The following is a 20,653-nucleotide window of genomic DNA, read 5'->3' on the forward strand; positions in this document are numbered from 1 at the left end:
CGCCAGCAGCGACACCGAGTGGTGTCGCGCCTCACGGGAGCAACACGAAGCCCGTGAAGATCGACGCCGCCGCGCACAGCGCAGCGAGAACCGCGAGCAGCGCGTGCGTGTCGTGGGCGTCCTTCGCGCCGCGCTCGAGCTTTCGCCCGAACAGCGCGGCGCCGAGGAACAACACGAGCGCCGCGCTGCTGATCCGGCCGTGCGCGCTACCGAGCGCGCTCCAGCCGCGCAGCAGCACGGCGGACGCGACGCCCGCGGCGAAGCCGAGCGGCAGCAGCGTGACCGCGAGCTTCGCGAGCCGGAGGTGCCGCGCGTAGGCGCGCCCATCGCGCCGCGCGCCGAGCCTGCGCGAGCTGCGCAGCCCGAGGCCGAGCCGCAGCGCGGCGAGCGCGAGGCCGAGCGCGGCGAGCATGAAGGCGGGGTGTGCGTACGCGAGCCAGTACGCCGCGCCGCCCTGCGCCGCGAGATCGTTCTCCACCTAACAGCTCGCACCAGCATGCGGCATCGAGCGGCGCCCTACTCGACTCGGTGAATCGCGTCCGCCGGGAGCCGCGCGAGCAGCGAGTCGAGCGCGCGCTGCAGATAGCCTGCGTCGCGCGACTCGAGCGTGAGCAGCACGTGGAACATCTCCTCGCCGATCTTCGGGTAGGAGCCGAGCATCAGCTCCGGGAACTCGGCGACGAGGTCGTTGAGCGACTGCGCGATCTCGCTCTCGCGGCGCTTCACGAACACGTTCTTCAGCAGCACCGGCACGCCGTGGAAGCGCTCGCGGATCGACTCGAACTTCTTCCGTAACAACTCCGGGATGCCGGGGAAGATGTGCACGTTCTTCACGATCACGACGGGGAACCAGAGATCGCCCGCGTCCACCAGCTGCGCGCCCGCCGGCACCATCGCCATCTTGATCTGGCTCGCGTTCGCCGGCTTGTTCTGGTGGCGCTCGACGCGCGACACCATCGACTCGTTGCGCTCGAGCGGCACGCCGAACGCGAGCGCAACGCCGTCCATCGTCATGTCGTCGTGCGTCGGCCCGATGCCGCCCGACGTGAACACGATGTCGTAGGCGGCGGAGAGCGTTCGCACCTCGCGCGCGATCAGCTCGATGTCGTCGGGAATCGTGAGAATGCGGTGCACGTCGACGCCGAGCACGCGCAGCTCGCGGCACAGGTACGGCGAATTCGTGTCCGTGACTTTGCCGGACAAGACTTCGTTGCCGATCACGAGAATGGCCGCGGTAGGCATCGCGCGAGCTTAAACCGGCGCGCGCGGGCGCGGCGACGGAACCCAGCGAAATCGCGCTCGCGAAAGGCGCCTAAGATCGCGCGCATGGAGCACACGGTGACGTTCGTGCGGCGCGTCGCGGGGGAGCCCGCGCTCGTGGTCGCGCGCGTGGTCGACGGCACCACGCTGCTCGATGCCGCGCGCGCGGCGGGGCTCCCGATCGCGAGCGCGTGCTCCGGAGTCGCGCTGTGCGCGCGCTGCGGCCTCAGCGTGCTCGCGGGCGCAGAGGCGCTCGACCCCGAACGCGCGGACGAGCGGCGGCAAAAGGAGCGCAATCGCATCCCGGCCGAGCAGCGGCTCGCGTGCCGCGCGGGCGTGCACGGCGAAGTGACGGCGACGGCGGCGTACTGGTGATGCGCGTGGTGATTCTGCTCGATCACGGCAGCCGCGAGCCCGAGGCGAACGCGCAGCTCGAGGCGCTCGCCGCTCACGTGGCCGCGCGCCTCGGCGGCGCGCGCGTCGCGACCGCGCACCTCACGCTCGCCGCGCCCTCGCTCGCGGAGGCTGCTGCGGCGTGCGTGCGCGACGGTGCGCGCGAGCTCGTCGTGCTGCCGTGCTTTCTCGCGCCGGGCCGGCACGTGCGCGAGGACCTGCCGCGCCTCGCCGCGGAGCTGCGCGCCACGCATTCGGGGGTCGAGGTGGTGCTCGCGGAGCCGCTGGGCGCGCACCCCGCGGTGGCCGACGCGCTGGCGGAGCGCGTGCGCGAGGCACTCCGCGGGCCTGGCTCCCCTTGACTCCCATGTCCCCGGCGCGCGGTGTGGGTCTAGGTTTCCCGCGGGTCACTTCTGAGACGAGTTGGAGCAATCTCGTCTAGTTCGTCCTAGAGTGCTGCGATGGCACACCCGACCCCCCTCGGCGAGCCGCTGCGAGTCGATCGCGCGGAGCGCACGCGCCAACGCCTGCTCGATGCGGCCGCTCAGTGCTTTGCGAACGCGGGCTACTCGAAGACGACCGTGGAGGAGATCGCCGCCTCGGCGCACGCGTCGAAGGCCGTCGTCTACCACCACTTCCGCGGCAAGGAGTCGATCCTCGAGGCGCTGCTCGAGCGCACGCTCGCGGATTGGGCACGCGTCTCCGACCTCGACGCCTACCTCGCGCGCGGCGCCGGCCTGCTCGCCGCCTTCGAGCGCTCGCTGCGCGCCTCGCTCGACTACGCGCGCCGCAGCCCGCTCCTGCGCGCGCTCTTCCAGCTCGATCCGGCGGTCGTGCTCGGCCTCGGCGGCAGCGCCGCGGTGCAGCGCAGCATGAGCGAGGCGCGCACGCGCCTGGTCGCCGCGGTGCGCGCGGCCATCGCGTCCGGCGAGCTGCGCAGCGACCTCGATCCCGAGTGCGCCGCCGACTTGTTACGGCTCGTGATGATCGCGCTCTGCGATCACCTGCTCTTCCCGCAGTGGATCGACGCCTCGGACGAGCGCTTCGTCGCCACTTGCGTCGACGTGCTGCAGCGCGGCCTGCGCGCGGAGGGCGCGCGATGAAGGTGCGGATCCTCGTTCTTCTACTCACGGTGGCGCTCGCCGCGTGCGGAGACGATGGGAAGCGCGAGCACGCGGCGAAGGCGACGGGCGATGTCGCAGCCGCGCCCGCGGGCAGCGCCCAGGCGCCGGCGCGCGTCGAGACCGCAGTCGTCGCGAGCGAGTCCCTGACCGCTGTCGTCGCCGCCTCGGGCACGATCGAAGCGAAGCGGCTCACCGAAGTCGGCACCGACGTGCCCGGCACGCTCGACGCGGTATTCGTCGACGTGGGGCACAGCGTGAAGGCCGGTGCTCCGCTGTTCCGCGTCGACCCGGGTCCGTACGAGATGGCGCTCGCCGAGGCGCGCGCCGGCCTCGCGCTCGCGCGCGCGGAGAGCGCGAACGCGGCGACCGAGGCGGCGCGCATGGCGAAGCTCGTCGAGGAGAACGCGGCCTCGGTGCAGCGCGCGGACCAGATCCGCACGCAGGCGGAAGTTGCGGCGGCGCGCGTGGTGCAGGGCGAAGCGCGCGTCGCGCGCGCCGAGCGCGACCTCGCGCGCACGACGGTGCGCGCGCCGTACGCGGGCAGCGTGGTCGAGCGCCGCGCGCACGAGGGTGCGCTCGCGGGCGCGGCGCCCGTGCTCGTGCTCCAAGAGTCGGGCGCGCTCGAAGCGATCCTCGATGTGCCCGAGACGACGCCGATCACCGTGCGCGCCGGCCACGCCGTGCGCCTGTTCGCGCAGGGCGTCGCCGACCCGATCGTCACGGAGGTGACGCGCGTCTCCGAGCGCATCGACCCGAGCACGCGCACGTACGAGGTGCGCTGTCTCGTGCGCGACGCGAGCGGCGCGGTGAAGGCGGGCTCCTACGCGCGCGCCGAGATCACCGCCACGCGCGAATCGCCGCAGCCCGTCGCGCCGCGCAGCGCCGTCGTCACGCGCGACGGGCGCTCCTACGTGCTGCGCGTCGAACGCGGCGTCGCGCGCGAAGTGCCGGTGCGCGTGGGCATCGCCACCGAGACGCGAGTGGAGCTGCTCGCCCTCGTCGCGCCCGGCGACGTCGTGGTGCACGGCGAGGCCGCGCAGCGCCTCAGCGATGGCACGCGCGTCGACGCCGCCGCGCCCGGAGCCGCTGCGCCGGTCGTCGCGCAGAACGAGACGCAGCCGTGAGGATCGCGGACATCTCGATCGAGCGGCCGGTGTTCGCCGCGATGCTGAACCTCGGCCTCGTCGTGTTGGGGCTGATCTCGCTCTCGCGCCTCGAGCTGAAGCTCGAGCCCGACATCGACTTCCCGTTCGCGAACGTGGTCACCGAGCTGCGCGGCGCATCGCCGGAAACCGTCGAGCGCGAAGTCACCGACGTGCTCGAGGAGCAGCTCAACGCGATCGAGGGCGTGAAGGAGATCAACTCCACCTCGGAGCAAGGTCTCTCGCAGGTCCACGTCGAGTTTCGGCTCGGCTACGACATCGACACGAAGGTTCAGGAGATCCGCGACAAGGTCGCGCTCGCCCGGCCCGAGCTGCCCGTCGACGTCGAGGATCCGATCGTCCAGAAGTTCGATCTCTCGGCGATCGAGTTCATGACGCTCGTGCTGGGCGGGCCGATCGGGCAGCGCGAGCTAACGGATTTCGCCGAGAACACGGTGAAGGAGCGGCTCGAGCGCATTCCCGGCGTCGGCGGCGTGCGCATTCGCGGCGGGCGCGAGCGCGAAGTCCGCGTGTGGCTCGATCCGCTGAAGCTCGCGGGCTACGGCCTCGCGATCGAGGATGTCGCGACCACGCTGCGGCTCGAGAACGCGGAGCTCGCGAGCGGGCGCATCGAGGGCGCGGCGCGCGAGTGGTCCGTAACGACTCAGGGCAAGGCGCGCACGGTCGACGAGTTCGGCGCGCTGATCATCGCCGAGCGCGCTGGCCGCCCGATCCAGCTGCGCGACGTCGCTCTGGTCGAAGACGGCATGGCGGAGGAACGCAGCGTCGCGCGTGTGAATGGCGAGCCCGGCGTCTCGATCGACATTCAGCAGCAGAGCGGATCCGACCTCGTGCTGGCCGCGCGGCTCGTGCGCAAGGAGCTCGAGAGCATTCGCGCCGTGGCGCCGCCGGGCGTCGAAGTGAGCGTGCTGCGCGACTACGCGCGCATCGTCGAGGACCAGATCTCCTCCGTGCTGCTCGACATGCTGCTCGCCGCCGCGCTGGTCGTCGCCGTCGTACTGATCTTCATGCGCAACTGGCGCTCCACGCTGATCGCGTCCCTCGCGATCCCCGCGAGCGTGATCGCGAGCTTCACCGTCCTGTACGCCACCGGTCTCTCGCTCAACAACATGACGCTGATGGCGCTCTCGCTCGCGGTCGGCCTCGTGATCGACGACGCGATCGTCGTGCTCGAATCGATCTTCCGCCGCGTCGAGCACGGCGAGGATTCGAAGAGTGCGGCGCTCACGGGCACGCGCGAAGTCGCGCTCGCGGTGATCTCGACCACGCTCGCCGTGTGCGGCGTGTTCGTTCCGGTGCTCTTCATGACGAGCACGATGGGCCGCTACTTCCTCGAGTTCGCGGTCTCGGTGACGGTCGCGGTGCTGATGTCCGCGCTCGTCGCGCTCACGCTCACGCCCATGCTCGCGAGCAAGGTGCTGCGCCAAACGCCGAAGGAGAGCGCGTTGTTCCTCGCGTGCGAACGCATGCTGCGGTGGCTGGAGCGCGGCTACGCGCGCGTGCTCGGTTGGTCGCTGCAGCACAAGCTCGCGACGGTGGCGATCGCGCTCGTCACCGTGTTCAGCGGCTGCGGCGTGTTCAGCACGCTGCCGACGAACTACTTCACGCAGGACGATCTCGGCGAAGCGTTCGTGACGGCGAAGCTGCCGATCGGCACTCCGCTCTCGGTGACGGACGCGACGCTGCGCGCGATGGAGGCGGCGGTCGAGTCGCATCCCTACGTGGTGACGACGTTCGCGACGGCGGGCGACGAGCTGCAGTACCAGCCGCACAGAGCGCGCATGAACTTGTTACTGACCGAGAAGACCGAGCGCGACGTCCCGATCGCCGAGACCTTCGAGGAGATTCGGCAGCGCGTCGCCGCGGTGCTGCCGCCGGGCACCGAGATCGGCGTGTCGCACCCGATGTACGCGAGCTCGAGCGGCGAGGGCTACAACGACCTCGCCTACTCGGTGCAGGGCCCCGACCTCGAGCAGATCGCGCGCTACGCGACTGCGATTCGCGCAAAGATGGAGGCGGATCCGGACTTCATCGACGTGCGCTGGTCGCACGAGACGGGCCGCCCACAGATCACGCTCGACATCGATCGCGGGCGCGCCGCGGACATCGGCGTCTCCTCCGTCGCGCTCGGCCGAACGCTGCGCACGCTGCTCGCAGGTGAGGAGGTCGGCTCGTTCGAGGACCGCGGCGAGCGCTACGACGTGCGCGTGCAAGTGCTGCCCGAGTACCGCGACGATCCGAGCAAGCTCGACTTGATCCGTGTGCGCTCGATGCGCGGAGAGCTCGTGCCGATCACCAGCGCGGCGATCGTGCGAAGCGAGAGCGGCGCGGTCGAAGTGCGCCGCCACAACCGCGCGCGCATGATCCGCATCTACTCGAGCAAGGCCCCAGACACTTCGCTCGACGCCGCGATGCGGAAGATCGAGCAGTTCGGCAAAGAAGTGGGCGTCGCGCCGCCCTACTCGCTCGATGCCGGCGGGGCCGCCGAATCGCAAGCGGAGTCCGCCGCCGACCTCGGTTTCGCGCTCGTGCTCGCGATGATCTCGATCTACATGATCCTCGCGTCGCTGTTCAACTCGGTGACGCATCCGCTCACGATCATGACCTCGGCGCCGCTCTCGTTCGTCGGCGGCTTCTTCGCGCTGAAAGTCAGCGGCATGTCCTTCGACATCATGGGCGCGATGGGCCTGCTCGTGCTGATGGGCCTCGTGATGAAGAACGGCATCCTGCTCGTCGACTACACGAACCAGCTGCGCGGCGAAGGCATGTCACGCGACGAAGCCATCTTGCGCGCCGGCCCCGTGCGCATGCGCCCGGTCCTCATGACCAGCGCCGCGCTCGTGCTGGGCCTGTTGCCGATGGCGCTCTCGAACGCGACCGGCGCCGAGTTCCGCGCACCGATGGCCGTGATCGTGATCGGCGGGCTCGCCACTTCCACCGCGCTCACGCTGATGGTGGTGCCCGTGTTCTACGCGCTCATCGACGGCATGAGCGCGCGCGTGCGCGGCTCGATCTCGCGAGCGCGCGCGTCGCTGCGCGGCCGCGACGAGGAGCGCGCGCGCCTCGACGTCTCGCCCTGAAGCTCGAGGAGAGTCGCCGTGGAGAAAGTCGTCTACGTGTTGTGGAAGCGTGGCGAAGAGCCGAACGAAGCGTTCAAGCAGCGCTTGTTGGGCGAGACGGGCCCGCGCCTGCTCGCGCTCGACGTCGAGCGCGTGCAGATCTCGATCGTGGATGACGACGTCGCCGCGGGCGAGAAGCTCCGGCTCGGGAAGATGTCGCCGCCGAAGGCCGCCTTCGCATCGTTCTGGATCGAGCAGTCGCAAGACCGCGCGCCGGTGGAGCGCGTGCTCGCGGGCACCTGCGGCGCATTCGCGGGCTACCTCGTCGTCGAGTCGCGCCCGCTCGTGAACCGCAGCGCGCGCGCCGGCGCGCGCACGCCGGGCTTCGCGCTCGTCACGTGCATCGAGCCTGCAGACGGCCTCCCGTACGCCGAGTTCCTGCGCATCTGGCACGAGCAGCAGCGCGCCTGCGCGATCGAGACGCAGAGCACGTTCGGCTACGTGCGCAACGAGATCGTGCGAGCGCTCACGTCGAACGCGCCGAGCTGGGCGGCGATCGTCGAGGAGAATTTTCCGATCGCCGCGCTGAACGACCCCGCCGCGTTCTACGACGCGGTGGGCGATCCGGCGAAGCTGAAGCGCAACCTGAAGCGCATGATCGACACTTGTCAGGGATTCCTCGCGCAGGAGCGCGTCGAGTCGCACCCGATGAGCGAGTACGTGCTCTCGTGATGCGCCTCGTGCTGATCGCGCTCGCGGTGCTCATCGCGCTGCGCATCCTCGCGCGCTTCGCGGCGCGCGAGATCCCGCTCGCGAAGGAGCGCGACCCCGAGCGCCCGCGGCCGACGCTCAGCCCCGCGCAGCGCGCCGAGCTCGAGGCGGCACGCGAGCAGGCGCTGCGCGAGGGGCGTCAGATCGACGCGATCAAGATCCATCGCGAGCTGACCGGCCTCGGGCTCGCGCAGGCGAAGGACGAGATGGACGAAGCGCGGCGAGACCGCGGCGGGAGCTGACTTCGCGCACCTTGAAAATCGAAAGGCAGACTTTCTATTTTCAAGGTAGGCTCGGCGCGTGATCGAACGCCCTCGCCTCCTGCGCGAGCTGCAGACGGCGCTGCGCCGCAGCCCCGTCGTGGCGCTCGTGGGCCCGCGCCAGTGCGGCAAGACGACGCTCGCGCGCACGCTCGTTCCGCCCGGCTCGCCTCGCTACTTCGACCTGGAGGATCCCGCGAGCCTCGCGAGCCTCGCCGAGCCGATTACCACGCTGCGTGAGCTGCGCGGCCTGGTCGTCGTCGACGAAGTGCAGCGGCGCCCCGACCTGTTTCCGGTGCTGCGCGTGCTGGCGGATCGACGCCCGCTCCGCGCGCGCTTTCTGATTCTCGGCAGCGCCTCGCCCGAGTTGTTGCGGCAATCCTCCGAGACACTCGCGGGACGCATCGAAGTGCTGACGATCGGAGGCTTCGATCTCTCGGAAGTGGGTGAGGACTCGCTCACGCGGCACTGGCGACGCGGCGGCTTCCCTCAGTCGTTCCTCGCGCGCAGCGAGGGCGACAGCTTCCAGTGGCGAAAGCAGTTCATTCAGACTTTTCTCGAGCGCGACCTCCCGCAGCTCGGCGTGCGCATCCCGCCGCAGGCGCTGCATCGCTTCTGGGCGATGCTCGCTCACTTCCACGGAAACGTGTGGAACGGCGCCGAGCTCGCACGCTCGCTCGCGTTGAGCCAGCCGACCGTGCGCCAGTACCTCGACCTGATGACTGGCCTGTTCATGGTGCGGCAGCTCCTGCCTTGGCACGAGAACCTCGGCAAGCGCCAGGTGAAGGCGCCGAAGGTGTACGTGCGCGACGCCGGGCTCCTGCACCAACTGCTCGGCATCGCGAGCGACCGCGACCTGCAACGCCACCCCAAGCTCGGCGCGTCGTTCGAGGGCTACGCGATCGAGGAAGTGCTGCGGGCGGTGAGTCCTGCGCAAGCCTATTTCTGGGCCACGCATTCCGGCGCCGAGCTCGACTTGCTGCTCGTGAAGGGCGGGCGACGATTCGGCGTCGAGGTGAAGCACGCCGACGCGCCGCGCATCACGCCATCGATGCGCACCGCGATCGACGACCTCGGCCTCGAGCGCGTGACGGTGATCTATCCCGGCGAGCGCGCCTACGCCCTGTCAGACCGTGTGCACGTGCTCCCGGTCGGCGCTCTTGCCGACGGCGGCGCTACGCAGATCACGAAGTCCGCCAGGGCGCGTCAGGCGAAACGGAGACCTTGAAAATCGAAAGGCAGACTTTCGATTTTCAAGGTGCTGCCCGCTCGAAGCGCGGCGCCTCGGGCCAGAACACTGCCGCGGTGCGCGAGACGTGCGCCGGATCGCCCGTCGTCAGCAGCCGCACTCCGGGCGCTCCGTTCGCGGCGTATTCGGGATGTCGCGCGAGGTAGTCCTCGAAGCTGTCCGCCACGACCTCGGGTTGCGAGAGGATGCGCACGCCGGCCGGCAGCTTCGCTGCGAACACGTCCTCGACCAGCGAGAAGTGCGTGCAGCCGAGAATCGCGCGATCGGGTTTGCCGCCACCGAGCTGCGCGGTCATCGCCTTCACCGCGTTCGCGACGATTGCCTCGAGCTCGGCGCGCGGCTGCGCGTTCTCGATCGCGGCGGCGAGCTCCGAGCACGGCTGCAGCACGATGCGCACGCGTGGACAGCGCTTGAAGATCTCCTCCGCGTACACGCCCGACGCGATCGTGCGCGTGGTGCCGAACACCGCGATCACGTCGCGGTTGTTCTTCTGCGGATACTGCGGAGTCGTTACGGCCCACGGCGTCTGCGTCGCCGCCTCGACCGTCGGCGCCACGATGCCGACCACGTTGCGCCCCGCGTAGCCCGAGCCCGGCAGCCACTTGCGCTGCAGCGTGCGCAGCGCGACCGCCGTGGCGGTGTTGCAGCCGAGCACGACGAGCTTCGCGCCGAGCGCGAAGAGCCGCGCGACGCCGGCCTGCGTGAACGCGACGATCTCCGCCGACGCGCGATCGCCGTAGGGCGCGTTGGCGTGATCCCCGAGGTAGAGAAACGCCTGCTGCGGGAAGCGCGAAGAAAGCGCGCGCAGAACTGTTAGGCCGCCGAGCCCGGAGTCGAAGACGCCGATCATGGGGCTTCACTCGGTCGCACATCGCGTGCTTTCACGGCTTCGAAGATCGCACGTGCAAGGACAGGAAACGCCGCCGCCTGGAACTGCGCATCGCCCATGTAACGCGTGACGATCGCGTCGTTGTCGGCCATGCGCTGCACCATCAGGTCCTCGATCAGCTTGCGCACGCCGAGCTCGAACTTGTCGAGCGGGTTTGCGCGCGCCGTGTCGATCACGCGCGGATCATTCGATGCCTTCTCTTGGATTTGTTGGAAGAACAGGCGGTCCTCCTCCGTGAACTGCGTGCCGAATCGTTCGTTCAGCAGCTCGATGATCTCCGAGAGCGGCGCTCGATCTTCCTTCGCCTTGGCGGTGCCCACCTCGCTCGGGCTCTTCACGCCCCACGGCTCGCCCTCGGCGACGTGGATCGGCCCAGAGAACAGGCGCTCGAGGCGGTAGTACTGAAGCTCGACGTCGTCGCCGAACCGAACTGTGAGGCGCTCGCGCTCATCGCGCAGGTACGGGAGCAAGAGCTTCCCGAACGAGTAGAGCTTCTCGAGCTCTGGATCGTTCCACGGCAAGACCTGGCTGACGAACGCGTACAGCTTCACGAACGCCGTTAGCTTCTCGCGGAACTCGCGGCGCGGTTCCTCCTCGAGCCCCTGGAAGCTGTCGACCGCGGGCTGGATGTGCTTCTGCATCTGCGCGTGGTCGGTCGCTGCGGCCTTCGCCGGCGGCTTGTAGAAGATGCGCGCGAACGCCTCGACTTCGCTCGCGTGGTAGACCTGCGCGAGATCGAGTTCGTGCTTCAGCGCTTCGAGCTGCGCCGGATCTGACGCCTCCGCGAGGCTGGTCGTGTCGTAGTAGGGCTTGAACGCGCGGTAGATGTTCTCCGCGTCGTTCACGAAATCGAGCACGAACGGCGCTTCTTTGCCGCTCGCGGCGCGGTTCAGGCGCGAGAGAGTCTGCACGGCCTGCACGCCATCGAGCCGCTTGTCGACGTACATCGCTTGCAAGAGCGGCTGATCGAAGCCGGTCTGATACTTGTTCGCGACGAGCAGGATGTTGTAGTCGGGCGAGTCGAAGCGTTCGGGAAGCTGCGACTCGCTGATCGGCTTACAGCTCACCACGTCGCGATTCATCCCCGGCTCGGTGTACTCCTGGCCGTTCTCGGGATCGCGCACGCTCCCGCTGAACGCGACCAGCGGCCGCACGTCCGAGTAGCCGTGCTCCGCGATGTACGCCTGGAACGCGCGCATGTAGCGAACCGCGTGCAGGCGCGAAGACGTCACGACCATCGCCTTCGCACGGCCGCCGAGCTTCGCGCGCACCTTGTTACGGAAGTGCTCGATCATCACCTCCGTCTTCTGCTCCACGTTCACGGGGTGAAGCGTCATGAACTTCGCGAGCGCCTTCGCCGCCTGGCTCTTCGGCAGCGACGGATCCTCGGCCGCGGTCTTCACGAGGCGGGAGTAGGCCTTGTACGTCGTGTAGTTCGCGAGCACGTCGAGGATGAACTCCTCCTCGATCGCCTGGCGCATGCTGTACGTGTGGAACGCCTCGGGCGCAGTGGCCGATCGAGACGCCGAGCACGTTGCCCATCTTCAGCAGATCGCCGACCGCGGGCACCGCCTTCCCGTCCTCGAAGTCGCGCACGGCGGCTTCGGGGAGCGCGGCGCGGCGCGCGAGGTCCGCCATCGAGAGGCCGTTGTCTTCGCGCAGGCGGCGCAGCTTGCCGCCGACGTCGAGCTTGAGGAAGTCGTCGCTCATGGCTCACGCCCCCTGCTTGTTAGGTCCGAATACGTCCGGGAAATCCGCCGCCTCGAGGATCGTCTTCACGTCCGCGATGAACTGCGCCGCGTGCGCTCCGTCCGCGACGCGATGGTCGACGCTGATCGAGAGGTTCATCAGCCGGCGCGCCACGACTCGGTCGCCCACGAAGCGCGGCAGCTTGCGGATCGCGTTCACGCCGAGGATCGCGACCTCGGGGTAGTTCACGATCGGCGTCGACACGATGCCGCCGAGCTTGCCGAGCGACGAGATCGTGAAGGTGCCGCCGCGCAGCTCGTCGGGCGTGAGCTTGCCCTCGCGCGCGCGGCGCGCGAGCGCGTCGGTGGCGAGCGCGAGATCGCGCGTGGTGAGCGCCGCGGCGTCGCGAATCACGGGCACGACGAGCCCGTCGGTCGCGGCGACCGCGATGCCGAGGTGCAGCTTCTCCTTGAACACGAGCTCATCGCGCGCTTCGTCGAGGCTCGCGTTGAGGCTCGGGTGCGCCGGGATCCCGCGAGCCACGGCGCGCGCGATGAACGCGAGCGGCGAGAGCTTCTGCCCGCCGAGCGCGTCGCTCTTCTCGAGCAGCGCCGTGAGGTCGATCTCCTCGACGTACGTGAAGTGCGCGGCGTGCTGCTTCGCTTCGCGCATGTGGCGCGAGATGGCGCGCCGCAGACCGCGCAGCGGGACGCGCCGCCAGTCCGGCGGATCCGGCGCGCGCGCCGCAGTCCCGTACTGCGGCGGCTCCTCGCTCTTGACGACCGTGGCGCTCGCGAGTCCAGCGGACGCGGGTTGCTCCGGAGCGGGCGCGGGTGCAGGGGTGGATGCTGCGAGCTCGACGTCGCGGCGCATCACGCGGCCGCCCGGTCCGGAGCCGGCTACGTGCGCGAGGTCGACGCCGAGGCGTTTTGCGAGCTCGCGCACCGCGGGCACGGCGCGCACGGCATCGCCACCCGCAGCGTGCGCAACGCGGTGGTGTGCGAGGCCCGGCCGCGGCGGCATCGCGGGCGGATGCGCCGCGCCGGGTTCGGGCTCCCGGGACGGAGTTGTTACTGCGCGAGGGCGCGGCGGCGCGGCAGCAGCTGGCGGCGGGCTCGCTTCCCGCGCAGGCGGCGCAGGCGGAGGCGGCGCAGGCTTCGCGGCGGCAGGCGCGCGCGGCGTCGCGGGCGCTTGCGGCGGCGGGGCGCTCTCAATCGCGCCCGCGCCGTCGTCGATCTCGATCAGCACGGCCCCGACGGGCACGATGTCGCCCTTCGCGAAGGCGAGGCGATGCACCACGCCCGCGACGGGCGACGGGATCTAGATGTTCGCCTTGTCGGTCATCAGCTCGACGAGCACCTGATCGGCCTCGACGCGCTCGCCTTCGCGCACGCGCCACTCGATCACCTCGGCCTCGACGACGCCTTCTCCGATGTCCGGCAGCAAGAATCGGAACATGCGCTTCTCCGAGCCTGTAGTCACTAATGCCTCAATAATCGATCGCCCGCACGAGCGCGGAGAGGATTCGATCCGCGTTCGGCAGGTAGTGCTCTTCGAGCGTGTACGGGAACGGCAAAAACTCGGAGTCGCGGCGCGATGAGCGTTAGCGCGGCATCCTGGTCGACGGCACGACGCAGGGCTCGCGCAGGTTGCTATTGCAGATCTTCACCGAGAACGTGATCGGCACGATCTTCTTCGAGGTGATCGAGCGCCGCGGCGATCAAGGCTTCGGCGAAGGCAACTTCAAGGCGCTGTTCGTCGCGATGGAGGCGGATCAGATGCGGCGTGGGGTGCTGAAGCCGGGGGCGTGAGCCCGCTGCCCGATCACGAGCCGGTCGCGAGGAACTCGCCCACCACGCGCGCCAGCTCCGGGCCGTTGTCGAACATCACCGCATGCCCCGCGTTCGGGATCTGTGCGAGGCGCGCGTTCGCGATTACGCGCTCGGTCATCTTGCGCGCCACTTCTTCTGGGAGCATCGCGCTGCGTTCGCCGCGCGCGAGCAGCACGGGGCAGCGCAGCTTCGCGAGCGCGTCCCAGAGCGTGGCCTCGGTCTCGCGCAGCTCGTCCTCGGTGCCGAGCAGCTCGAGCAGCGCGGGGTCGAGCTTCGGCTCGAAGCGACCGTCGCGGCGCTGCACGAGGCTCGTGCGCGCGAGGCGATCCAGCGCGGCGCTCGCGGAGAGCGGATACGCGAGGCCGAGCAGCTTGCGGTACTCGGCGACGCTCTCGTAAGCGCGCGCCTGCTCGCTCACGTCGCTGGATGCGCGGCGCCAAGCATCGACCCCGAGCGCGGGGCCGCTGTCGATCATCACGAGGCGCGAGACGCGTTCGGGGTTCCGCGACGCGAAGAGCGCGGAGATGTTGCCGCCGAGCGAGTGGCCGACGAGCGCTGCGCGCTCGATGCCGAGCGCGTTGAAGATCTCGAGCAGATCGGCAGCGTGATCGAACAGGTGGTAGCGGCAGTCGAGGGACCAGCCGGAGTCGCCGTGCCCGCGCAGGTCGTGACGGATCGCTCGGTTGTCAGGGAGTGCGGCAGCGAGGTCGTCCCACACGAAGCGGTCGTTCGAGAAGCCGTGCACGAACACGACAGGTGAGGCGCCACCGCGCGAATCCGTCGCGGCCAGCTCGATTCCGTCGCGAGTGACGAGGCGCGCTTCCATGCGAACTCCTACGCGCCGCCGATCGAGGCGGCGAGGCGCTCGACCACGGCTTCGAGGTTGGGCTCGGCGAACAGCACCGCGGGCGGGATCTCGAGGCCCGCGGCTTCTTCGATGCGCGTGTGCAGCTCGACGCCCATCAGCGAGTCGAGGCCGAGCTCGCTGAGCGGGCGGTGCCAGTCGATGCGCGCGCGCGCTTCGGCGCTGAGGCGCAGCACGATCGCGAGCGCGGCGGCGACGATCTCGCGCAGCTTCGTGCGCCCGTCGGGCGAAGCGGCAGCGAGCTTCGAAGCGGCGCTCGCGTTCGCGGCGCCGAGCTCGCGCAGGATTGGGGCGCTCGCTGCGTTCCACGCGTTCGGCGCAGTGGCGTGCACTGCACACGCTGCGACGTCACTGCCTGCGATGCGCGAGAGCAGCGCGAAGGCCCCCGCGCTGGGCGCGACGCTCGCATCGAGCGCGAGGGCGGTCACCACATCACCGCGATCGCGGCGCGCGGCGGCGAAGTCCGCGAGCGGAATCTCGCCGAGCGTGAGCGAGGCGTTTGCGTCGCTCACGAGCCAGAGCGCTGCGCCCTGCTCCGCGGCGAACGAGGCGACCTCGCGAGCGCGCGGCGCGGCGTCGCCCGCGTCCGTTTCGTCGAGGACGAGCGCGACGAAGCGCAACGGCGCGCCGAGCTTGGCGCGCGCCGCCTCGAGGTCGTCGCTCGCACCGAGCCGCAACAACTCTCGCGGCGATTGCGCCGCAATCCAAGCGGCGAGCGCCGGAAAGCGCGCCTCGTCGCCGATCACCATCACGGCGCCGTTCGCGATGCGCTCGGACATCGAGAGCGGCACGAGCTGCGCGGACGCACGCTGCGCGAGCGAGATCACGACCTTCCCGGTGTGGCGCGCTTGCGCCATGAAGCGCACGGCGCGCCCGAGCTGTGCGACGGGGAAGACGCTGAGCGGGAATTCGAGCGCCGCGGGCGACGCAGCGATCGAGGCGCACAGCGATGCCGCGAGCTCGTCGGGCTTCGCGGCGAGTAGGCCCGCGGGATCGAGCGTGTGCAGCGAGACGTTGCGCGGTGCGCGCGAGAGCGTCGCGTGCGAGTCCCCGTTGCGAGCGAGCGCGATGTAGCGGCCGCCGGGTGCGAGCGCGGCGAGCGGCGCGCCGTCGCCCGCGAGGTCGAGCGCGATGTCGAACGCGCCGGCCACTTCGGCGGGGCTGGATTCGGCGCGCGCTGCGACATTTCGGCCCGGCCGGAATGTCTCACCCGCGCGCGCGCCCAGCACGTGCGCTGCGCCGGCGCGCGCGAGGCTCTCGCGCTTGCGCGCGCTCCCGGCGCTCGCGGTGACCTCGGCGCCGAGCGCGCGCGCGAGCGCGACCGCCGCGTGCCCGATCGCGCCGCCCGCGGAGTGTACGAGCACGCGCTCGCCTTTGCTCACGCGCGCGAGGCCGTGCAGTGCGTAGTGCGCGACCGCGCGTGCGAGCGGGAGCGCGGCGGCGTTCTCGAAGCTGAGCGCTGCGGGCTTGCGCACGACGAGCGCGGCGTCCGTAACAACTCGCGAGGCGACGGACGCGCGCGCGAAGCCGAGGACCGCGTCGCCTGGCGCGAGCTCGCTCACGCCGGCGCCGACTTCGGAGACGATCCCCGCGACTTCGCAGCCAAGCCCGCGCAGCGCGTCGTCCTGTTCGAGGCCGAACGTGCGTAGAACGTCGAGGAACGAGAGGCCGGCGGCGTTCACCTCGATCGCGACTTGGCCGGGGCCGGGCGCGATCGGCTCGGACTCTCGCAACACCGCCGCAGAGAGGCGCTCGGGCGCTGCGGGCAGCGCGGTGAACTCGCGGCCGCGCGCGGGCTCGCGGCGCTCGCCGCTGGCGAGCGTGAGCGGCACGAGGCGCGGCGCGCTCGGAACGCCGTTGCGCGTCGCACGCTGCGGTTCGTTCTCGCCCGATCCTTCGAGCTTTCGCCACGCGATCTCGTAGAGGAACGGGCCTGCCTCGGGCTTCGCGGGGCGCGCACGCCGCGCCAGTGCGATTCCTTCGAGCCGCGCGACGATCTCGCCACTGGCGCTGAGCAGCGCGACCTCCGCGCGCGCGCCGTCGAGCCGCGCGCTTGCGAAGATGTCGCCCGAGATGAACGCCGCACCGAGTGTGATGCGCTCGATCCCCGCAAGCTCGAAGCGTGTCGCGACGTCGCCGCGCGCGCGCTCGGCGAGGCGCGCGAGCAGCTGGAGACTCGCGTCGAGAACGGCGCCCGGAATCACCTCGTTGCTCGCGAGCGGCGCCGCGTGCGCAACGCGCGCGAGCGCTTCACCCGCGCCGAAGCTCGCCTCACGCAGCGCGCGGCGCTCCTTCGGTACGGACTCGCCCGCCGCGTCGAGCGCGGCGTAGAACGCATCGCGTGCTTCGGCGTTCGTGCAGCGCGCTTGCAGCGCCGCGAGGTCGAGCGCGCTCGCAGCGCTCTGTGCGCGCACGATGCGCGCGCTCGCGAGCGGCTCGAACGCTGCGTTCGAGAACGCGGCGCGCGTGGCGAAGCGCAGCGCAGCGCCATCCGCGGTTTCCCTCGCGGTGAGTTGCAGCGTCCGCGCGCCGCTCTTCGGAAGTGTGAGGGGCGCCGCGAGCGCGAAGTCCTCGACCCGAACGGCCGCATCGGGGAACGAGCGCTTCGCGACGCCGAGCGCGGTCGCGAGCAGCTCGCTCGGCGGAACGACGATCGCGCCGTCGCGCTTTGCCTCCGCGCCGAGCGCCTCGCGGAACAGGTCGATCTGCCAGAAGCGCTCGCCGCTCTCTGCGCTCTCGAGCTCGGTGGCGTTCGATCCGATCATGCCCGCGAACGGATGGGCGCTCTTGCGGCCGTCGACGCCGCGCTTGCCGCCGTACCAGTGCTCTTCGCGCTGGAACGGATACAGCGGCGTCGCAACGACTCGGCCCTGCGGGTGCACCGCGGCGAAGTCGATGCTCGCGCCGGCGCAGAAGAGCGCGCCGAGCGACGCGAGCATCTCGGCCTGATCGTCGGCCTCGCGGCGCAGCGACACCGCGACGTTCACGCGCTGCTTCGCGGTGCGGCCGATCTCTTCGAGCGAGAGCTTCAGCACAGGGTGCGGGCCGATCTCGAGGAACGTCGTGTGGCCCGCGGCGACTGCGGCGGCCGCCGCATCCGCGAAGCGCACGGGCTCGCGCAGGTTCTCGCCCCAATAACTCGCCGTGAGCGACTCACCCGCGACGACACCCGGCGTGACCGTGCTGAAGATCGGCACCGCGCTCGCGCTCGGCGCGACGCTCGCAACGCGCCGCGCGAGCTCGGGCGCGAGCGCATCCATGTGCGAGCCGTGCGAGGCGAACTCGACGCGCAGCTTGCGCGCGAAGACGCCGCGCGCCTCGAACGCGGCGACGACGGCCTCGATCGCGTCGATGTCGCCGGAGAGCACGGTCATGTTCGGGCTGTTCGCGCCAGCCACCGCAGCGCGGTTCCCGACGCGCGCGAGCTCTTCGTCGACTGCGCTCGCAGGCAGCGCGACGAGCGCCATCGCGCCGGGCGGCGCGAGCTCGCGCACCACCGCGCCGCGCGCGCACGCGATCAGCGCCGCGTCCGCGAGCGAGATCGCGCCCGCGATGTGCGCCGCGGCGATCTCGCCGCTCGAATGCCCGAGCACCGCGGCCGGCTTCACGCCCCAGTGCTCCCACTGCCGCGCGAGCGCGATCGCGATGCCGGTCAGGGCGGGCTGAAGCACGTCGATGCGATCGAGGTCTTCGCCGCCGACTGCCCGCTCGAGCAGATCGCGGAGGGACCAGCGCACGTGCCTCCGCTGCTCCGCGTCCCACGCGTCGATCGCCGCGGCGAACGCGGGCTCGCGCTCGAGGAGCGTCTTGCCCATGCCTGCCCAGTGCGTGCCGTGACCTGAGAACGCGAACACGACGCCCGTCGGTTTTGTGGCGACGCCGCTCGAAGTCGTTGGGGACGGCGCGCCCGAGAGGAAGCTCGCCAGCTCGCTCGCAAGCTCCGAGCGATCGCGCGCGACGACCGCCGCGCGGTTCGCGCGCAGCGTGCGGCGGCGTGCGTGCGTGTAGGCGACGTCGCGCAGCGCGGGGCCACCCCCGCGCGCCGCTTCTTCGCGAACGACATCGGCGAGCTCGACGAGCGCGCGATCGGTGTGCGCGCTGAGCGTCACGAGCCGCGGGCGCGCCGCCTCGTCTGCGAGCGCAGGCAGCGCAGGCGCTTCTTCGAGCACGACGTGCGCGTTCGTGCCGCTGATGCCGAACGAGTTCACGCCCGCGAGTGCGCGCTCGGGATACGGCCAGGGCGCGAGGTCCTTCTGCACGCGGATCGGCACCTTCTCCCACGGAATCTTCGTGCTCGGCGTCTCGAAGTTCGCCTGCGGCGGCAGCTCGCGGTGCTTCACGGCGAGCGTGGCCTTGATGAGTCCCGCGACGCCCGACGCCGGTTCGGCGTGGCCGATGTTGCCCTTGACGGACGAGATCAGGAGCGGGCGCTCCTTCGCGCGGCCGGGGCCCATCACGTCCGCGAGCGCGGCGATCTCCACGGGATCGCCCACGACGGTGCCGGTGCCGTGCGTCTCGACGAAGTGGACGTCGCTCGGCGCGATGCCCGCGCGCTCGTAGGCGTCGCGAATCGCTTGACCTTGGCCGAAGCGACCGGGCGCCATCATGTGCCCGCCGTCGCGGCCGTCGGCGCTGAAGCCGGTTCCCCTAATGACTGCGTGAATCGGGTCGCCGTTCGCGAGCGCGGCGGCGAGTGGCCGCAGCACGACGGCGCCGGCCCCTTCCGCGCGCACGAAGCCGTTCGCGCGGTCGTCGAACGCCTTGATCTTGCCGTCGGGCGCCATCATGCCCACGCGCGACAGCGCGATCATGCCTTCGGGCGTGATGAACACGTTCACGCCGCCAGCAATTGCGGTGTGCGTCTCGCCGCTCCACAGGCTCTGACACGCGAGGTGAACCGAGAGCAGCGAGGTAGAGCAGGCGGTGTCGATGAAGAAGCTCGGGCCGCGCGTGCCGAGCCAGAACGAGATGCGCCCTGACAACACCGAGCCCGTGATGCCCGCAGCGCCCCACACGTCCATGTTGCGGCGGAAGCGATCCTCGCCGAGCACGGCGATGTGCTCGCGCGAGTAGTCCTCGTTCATGCGCCCGAAGATCACGGCCACGCGCTCGCCCATCAGCGCGTCGTGCGGAATGCCGGCGTCGTCGAGCGCGTCGAAGACGACCTCCATCGCGTAGCGCTGGTGCGGCTCCATCGCGACGGCGTCGCGTGGCGAGAGGCCGAACACGAACGGATCGAACAGCTCGGGGTGATCGAGGAAGCCTGCGAGCTTCGACGAGATCTTGCCCGGCGTGCCCGGCCGCGGGTCGTAGATGTCGTCGATGTTGAAGCCGAGCTCGACGCGGTGCTGCGGCGGCTCGCTGATGCCACTGCGCCCCTCGCGCAGCATGCGCCAGAACTGCTCGGGGCCGCGCGCGCCGCCGGGGAAGCGGAGCCCGATGCCGATGATCGCGATCGGCTCCGGAGCGCGCGGGATCAAACGCGCTCCCAGATCAGGTAGCCCGTGGGTGCCTGCGCGTTGATCGTGAGCGGCGGCGTCTCGAGGATCAGGCGGTCGCCGTCGATCTTGAAGATGCGTTCTTGGTCGACCCCGACCCACTGCGGCAGCGACGCGACTTCGACGTGGTGAACGACGCGGTTGCCCTTCGTCTCGAAGCGCCCGCAGTAGGCGTTGAACTGATCGAAGTTCACGTTCTTCGCGGTGTCGGCGAGGTCGCTCGACTGCGGCTTCAAGCGATCCGCGCCCATGAACGCCGCCGACATGAAGCCCTGCGCGTTGTAGAAGAGGTAGCCGCGCGGCCCCTTCCCGAACGGGTACGAGACGTCGCCGTTCGGCATGCGCAGCTCGAACGAGAGCAGCTTCCAGGAGCCGCAAAGCGCGTGGCGGCCAGCGTCGTCGCTCATCCGAACTTCCTCGATGGCTTTAGAGAGAGGTGGTCGCGAGGAGTCTCGGGGGTGGGCTCACTGCGCGCGGCGAAACAGCGTTCGCGCCAAACCAAGGACGCGGATGATGGGCGGATTCACGCGCGCTGTCTGTGCGGCGCGCCCGAAACCGCTGACTCGAAGCCCGCGCGCGTCTAATGCGGGGCGAGTCGATT

Annotated in this window: 17 protein-coding genes and 1 pseudogene; 9 read left to right on the top strand and 9 right to left on the bottom strand. The window is 70.5% G+C overall.

Going from position 1 to position 20,653, the window contains the following annotated elements; all coding sequences use genetic code 11:
* Positions 1 to 31 precede the first annotated feature (31 nt).
* Both FJ091_10175 and FJ091_10180 read right to left on the bottom strand, forming a co-directional pair.
* Positions 32 to 478: a DUF4079 family protein gene (locus FJ091_10175; protein MBM4383722.1), complete on the bottom strand. Its 447-nt coding sequence runs from the start codon at positions 476 to 478 to the stop codon at positions 32 to 34.
* Positions 479 to 516: 38 nt separating this feature from the next.
* Positions 517 to 1,242, bottom strand: a complete 726-nt coding sequence (locus FJ091_10180; protein ID MBM4383723.1) for a competence/damage-inducible protein A — start codon at positions 1,240 to 1,242, stop codon at positions 517 to 519.
* Positions 1,243 to 1,326: 84 nt separating this feature from the next.
* On the opposite strand from FJ091_10180, the gene FJ091_10185 reads away from it, so the two are divergent.
* From FJ091_10185 to FJ091_10220, 8 genes are all read left to right on the top strand, one after another.
* Positions 1,327 to 1,635 carry a (2Fe-2S)-binding protein gene (locus FJ091_10185; GenBank protein ID MBM4383724.1) on the top strand — a complete coding sequence of 103 codons (309 nt, stop codon included), beginning with the start codon at positions 1,327 to 1,329 and terminating at the stop codon, positions 1,633 to 1,635.
* On the top strand, positions 1,635 to 2,015 hold the full coding sequence (locus tag FJ091_10190) for a cobalamin biosynthesis protein CbiX (protein ID MBM4383725.1): 381 nt from the start codon (positions 1,635 to 1,637) through the stop codon (positions 2,013 to 2,015). Before FJ091_10185 ends, FJ091_10190 begins: the two co-directional genes overlap by 1 nt.
* 99 nt (positions 2,016 to 2,114) lie before the next feature.
* On the top strand, positions 2,115 to 2,756 hold the full coding sequence (locus FJ091_10195) for a TetR/AcrR family transcriptional regulator (protein ID MBM4383726.1): 642 nt from the start codon (positions 2,115 to 2,117) through the stop codon (positions 2,754 to 2,756).
* A complete protein-coding gene (locus FJ091_10200; protein MBM4383727.1) occupies positions 2,753 to 3,901 on the top strand; it encodes an efflux RND transporter periplasmic adaptor subunit in 1,149 nt (382 codons plus the stop codon). The genes FJ091_10195 and FJ091_10200 overlap by 4 nt, the downstream gene beginning before the upstream one ends.
* The gene (locus tag FJ091_10205) at positions 3,898 to 7,020 is read left to right on the top strand and encodes an efflux RND transporter permease subunit (protein MBM4383728.1); all 3,123 of its coding nucleotides are present in this window, start codon (positions 3,898 to 3,900) and stop codon (positions 7,018 to 7,020) included. Before FJ091_10200 ends, FJ091_10205 begins: the two co-directional genes overlap by 4 nt.
* Before the next feature lie 18 nt (positions 7,021 to 7,038).
* Positions 7,039 to 7,731, top strand: a complete 693-nt coding sequence (locus FJ091_10210; protein MBM4383729.1) for a hypothetical protein — start codon at positions 7,039 to 7,041, stop codon at positions 7,729 to 7,731.
* Positions 7,731 to 8,012, top strand: a complete 282-nt coding sequence (locus FJ091_10215) for a hypothetical protein (protein ID MBM4383730.1) — start codon at positions 7,731 to 7,733, stop codon at positions 8,010 to 8,012. Before FJ091_10210 ends, FJ091_10215 begins: the two co-directional genes overlap by 1 nt.
* 58 nt (positions 8,013 to 8,070) lie before the next feature.
* Entirely contained in the window at positions 8,071 to 9,258 is a 1,188-nt protein-coding gene (locus FJ091_10220) for an ATP-binding protein (GenBank protein MBM4383731.1), read from the top strand.
* 25 nt (positions 9,259 to 9,283) lie between these two features.
* On the opposite strand, the gene FJ091_10225 is transcribed toward FJ091_10220, so the two are convergent.
* The 4 genes from FJ091_10225 to FJ091_10240 all read right to left on the bottom strand — a co-directional run bounded on the left by FJ091_10225 (position 9,284) and on the right by FJ091_10240 (position 13,315).
* Entirely contained in the window at positions 9,284 to 10,129 is an 846-nt protein-coding gene (locus tag FJ091_10225) for an aspartate/glutamate racemase family protein (GenBank protein ID MBM4383732.1), read from the bottom strand.
* Between the two features lie 1,314 nt (positions 10,130 to 11,443).
* Positions 11,444 to 11,878 carry a helix-turn-helix transcriptional regulator gene (locus FJ091_10230; protein ID MBM4383733.1) on the bottom strand — a complete coding sequence of 145 codons (435 nt, stop codon included), beginning with the start codon at positions 11,876 to 11,878 and terminating at the stop codon, positions 11,444 to 11,446.
* 3 nt (positions 11,879 to 11,881) lie between these two features.
* On the bottom strand, positions 11,882 to 13,156 hold the full coding sequence (locus FJ091_10235) for a 2-oxo acid dehydrogenase subunit E2 (protein MBM4383734.1): 1,275 nt from the start codon (positions 13,154 to 13,156) through the stop codon (positions 11,882 to 11,884).
* A gap of 21 nt (positions 13,157 to 13,177) precedes the next feature.
* Positions 13,178 to 13,315 (bottom strand): hypothetical protein, encoded by a 138-nt coding sequence (locus FJ091_10240; protein ID MBM4383735.1) that lies wholly within the window; start codon positions 13,313 to 13,315, stop codon positions 13,178 to 13,180.
* 149 nt (positions 13,316 to 13,464) lie between these two features.
* Between FJ091_10240 and FJ091_10245 the strand changes: the two are divergent.
* Positions 13,465 to 13,668 (top strand): annotated as a pseudogene (locus FJ091_10245) (4-hydroxyphenylpyruvate dioxygenase).
* Positions 13,669 to 13,681: 13 nt separating this feature from the next.
* On the opposite strand, the gene FJ091_10250 reads toward FJ091_10245, so the two are convergent.
* The 3 genes from FJ091_10250 to FJ091_10260 are packed head-to-tail and all read right to left on the bottom strand — an operon-like array spanning position 13,682 to position 20,459.
* Positions 13,682 to 14,515: an alpha/beta hydrolase gene (locus FJ091_10250; protein MBM4383736.1), complete on the bottom strand. Its 834-nt coding sequence runs from the start codon at positions 14,513 to 14,515 to the stop codon at positions 13,682 to 13,684.
* An 8-nt stretch (positions 14,516 to 14,523) separates the two neighbouring features.
* Positions 14,524 to 20,034 carry an acyltransferase domain-containing protein gene (locus FJ091_10255; GenBank protein ID MBM4383737.1) on the bottom strand — a complete coding sequence of 1,837 codons (5,511 nt, stop codon included), beginning with the start codon at positions 20,032 to 20,034 and terminating at the stop codon, positions 14,524 to 14,526.
* The gene (locus FJ091_10260; protein ID MBM4383738.1) at positions 20,031 to 20,459 is read right to left on the bottom strand and encodes a lipocalin-like domain-containing protein; all 429 of its coding nucleotides are present in this window, start codon (positions 20,457 to 20,459) and stop codon (positions 20,031 to 20,033) included. Before FJ091_10260 ends, FJ091_10255 begins: the two co-directional genes overlap by 4 nt.
* Between the last annotated feature and the right edge of the window lie 194 nt (positions 20,460 to 20,653).

Source organism: Deltaproteobacteria bacterium (assembly GCA_016875395.1).
GTDB lineage: Bacteria > Myxococcota_A > UBA9160 > UBA9160 > UBA6930 > VGRF01.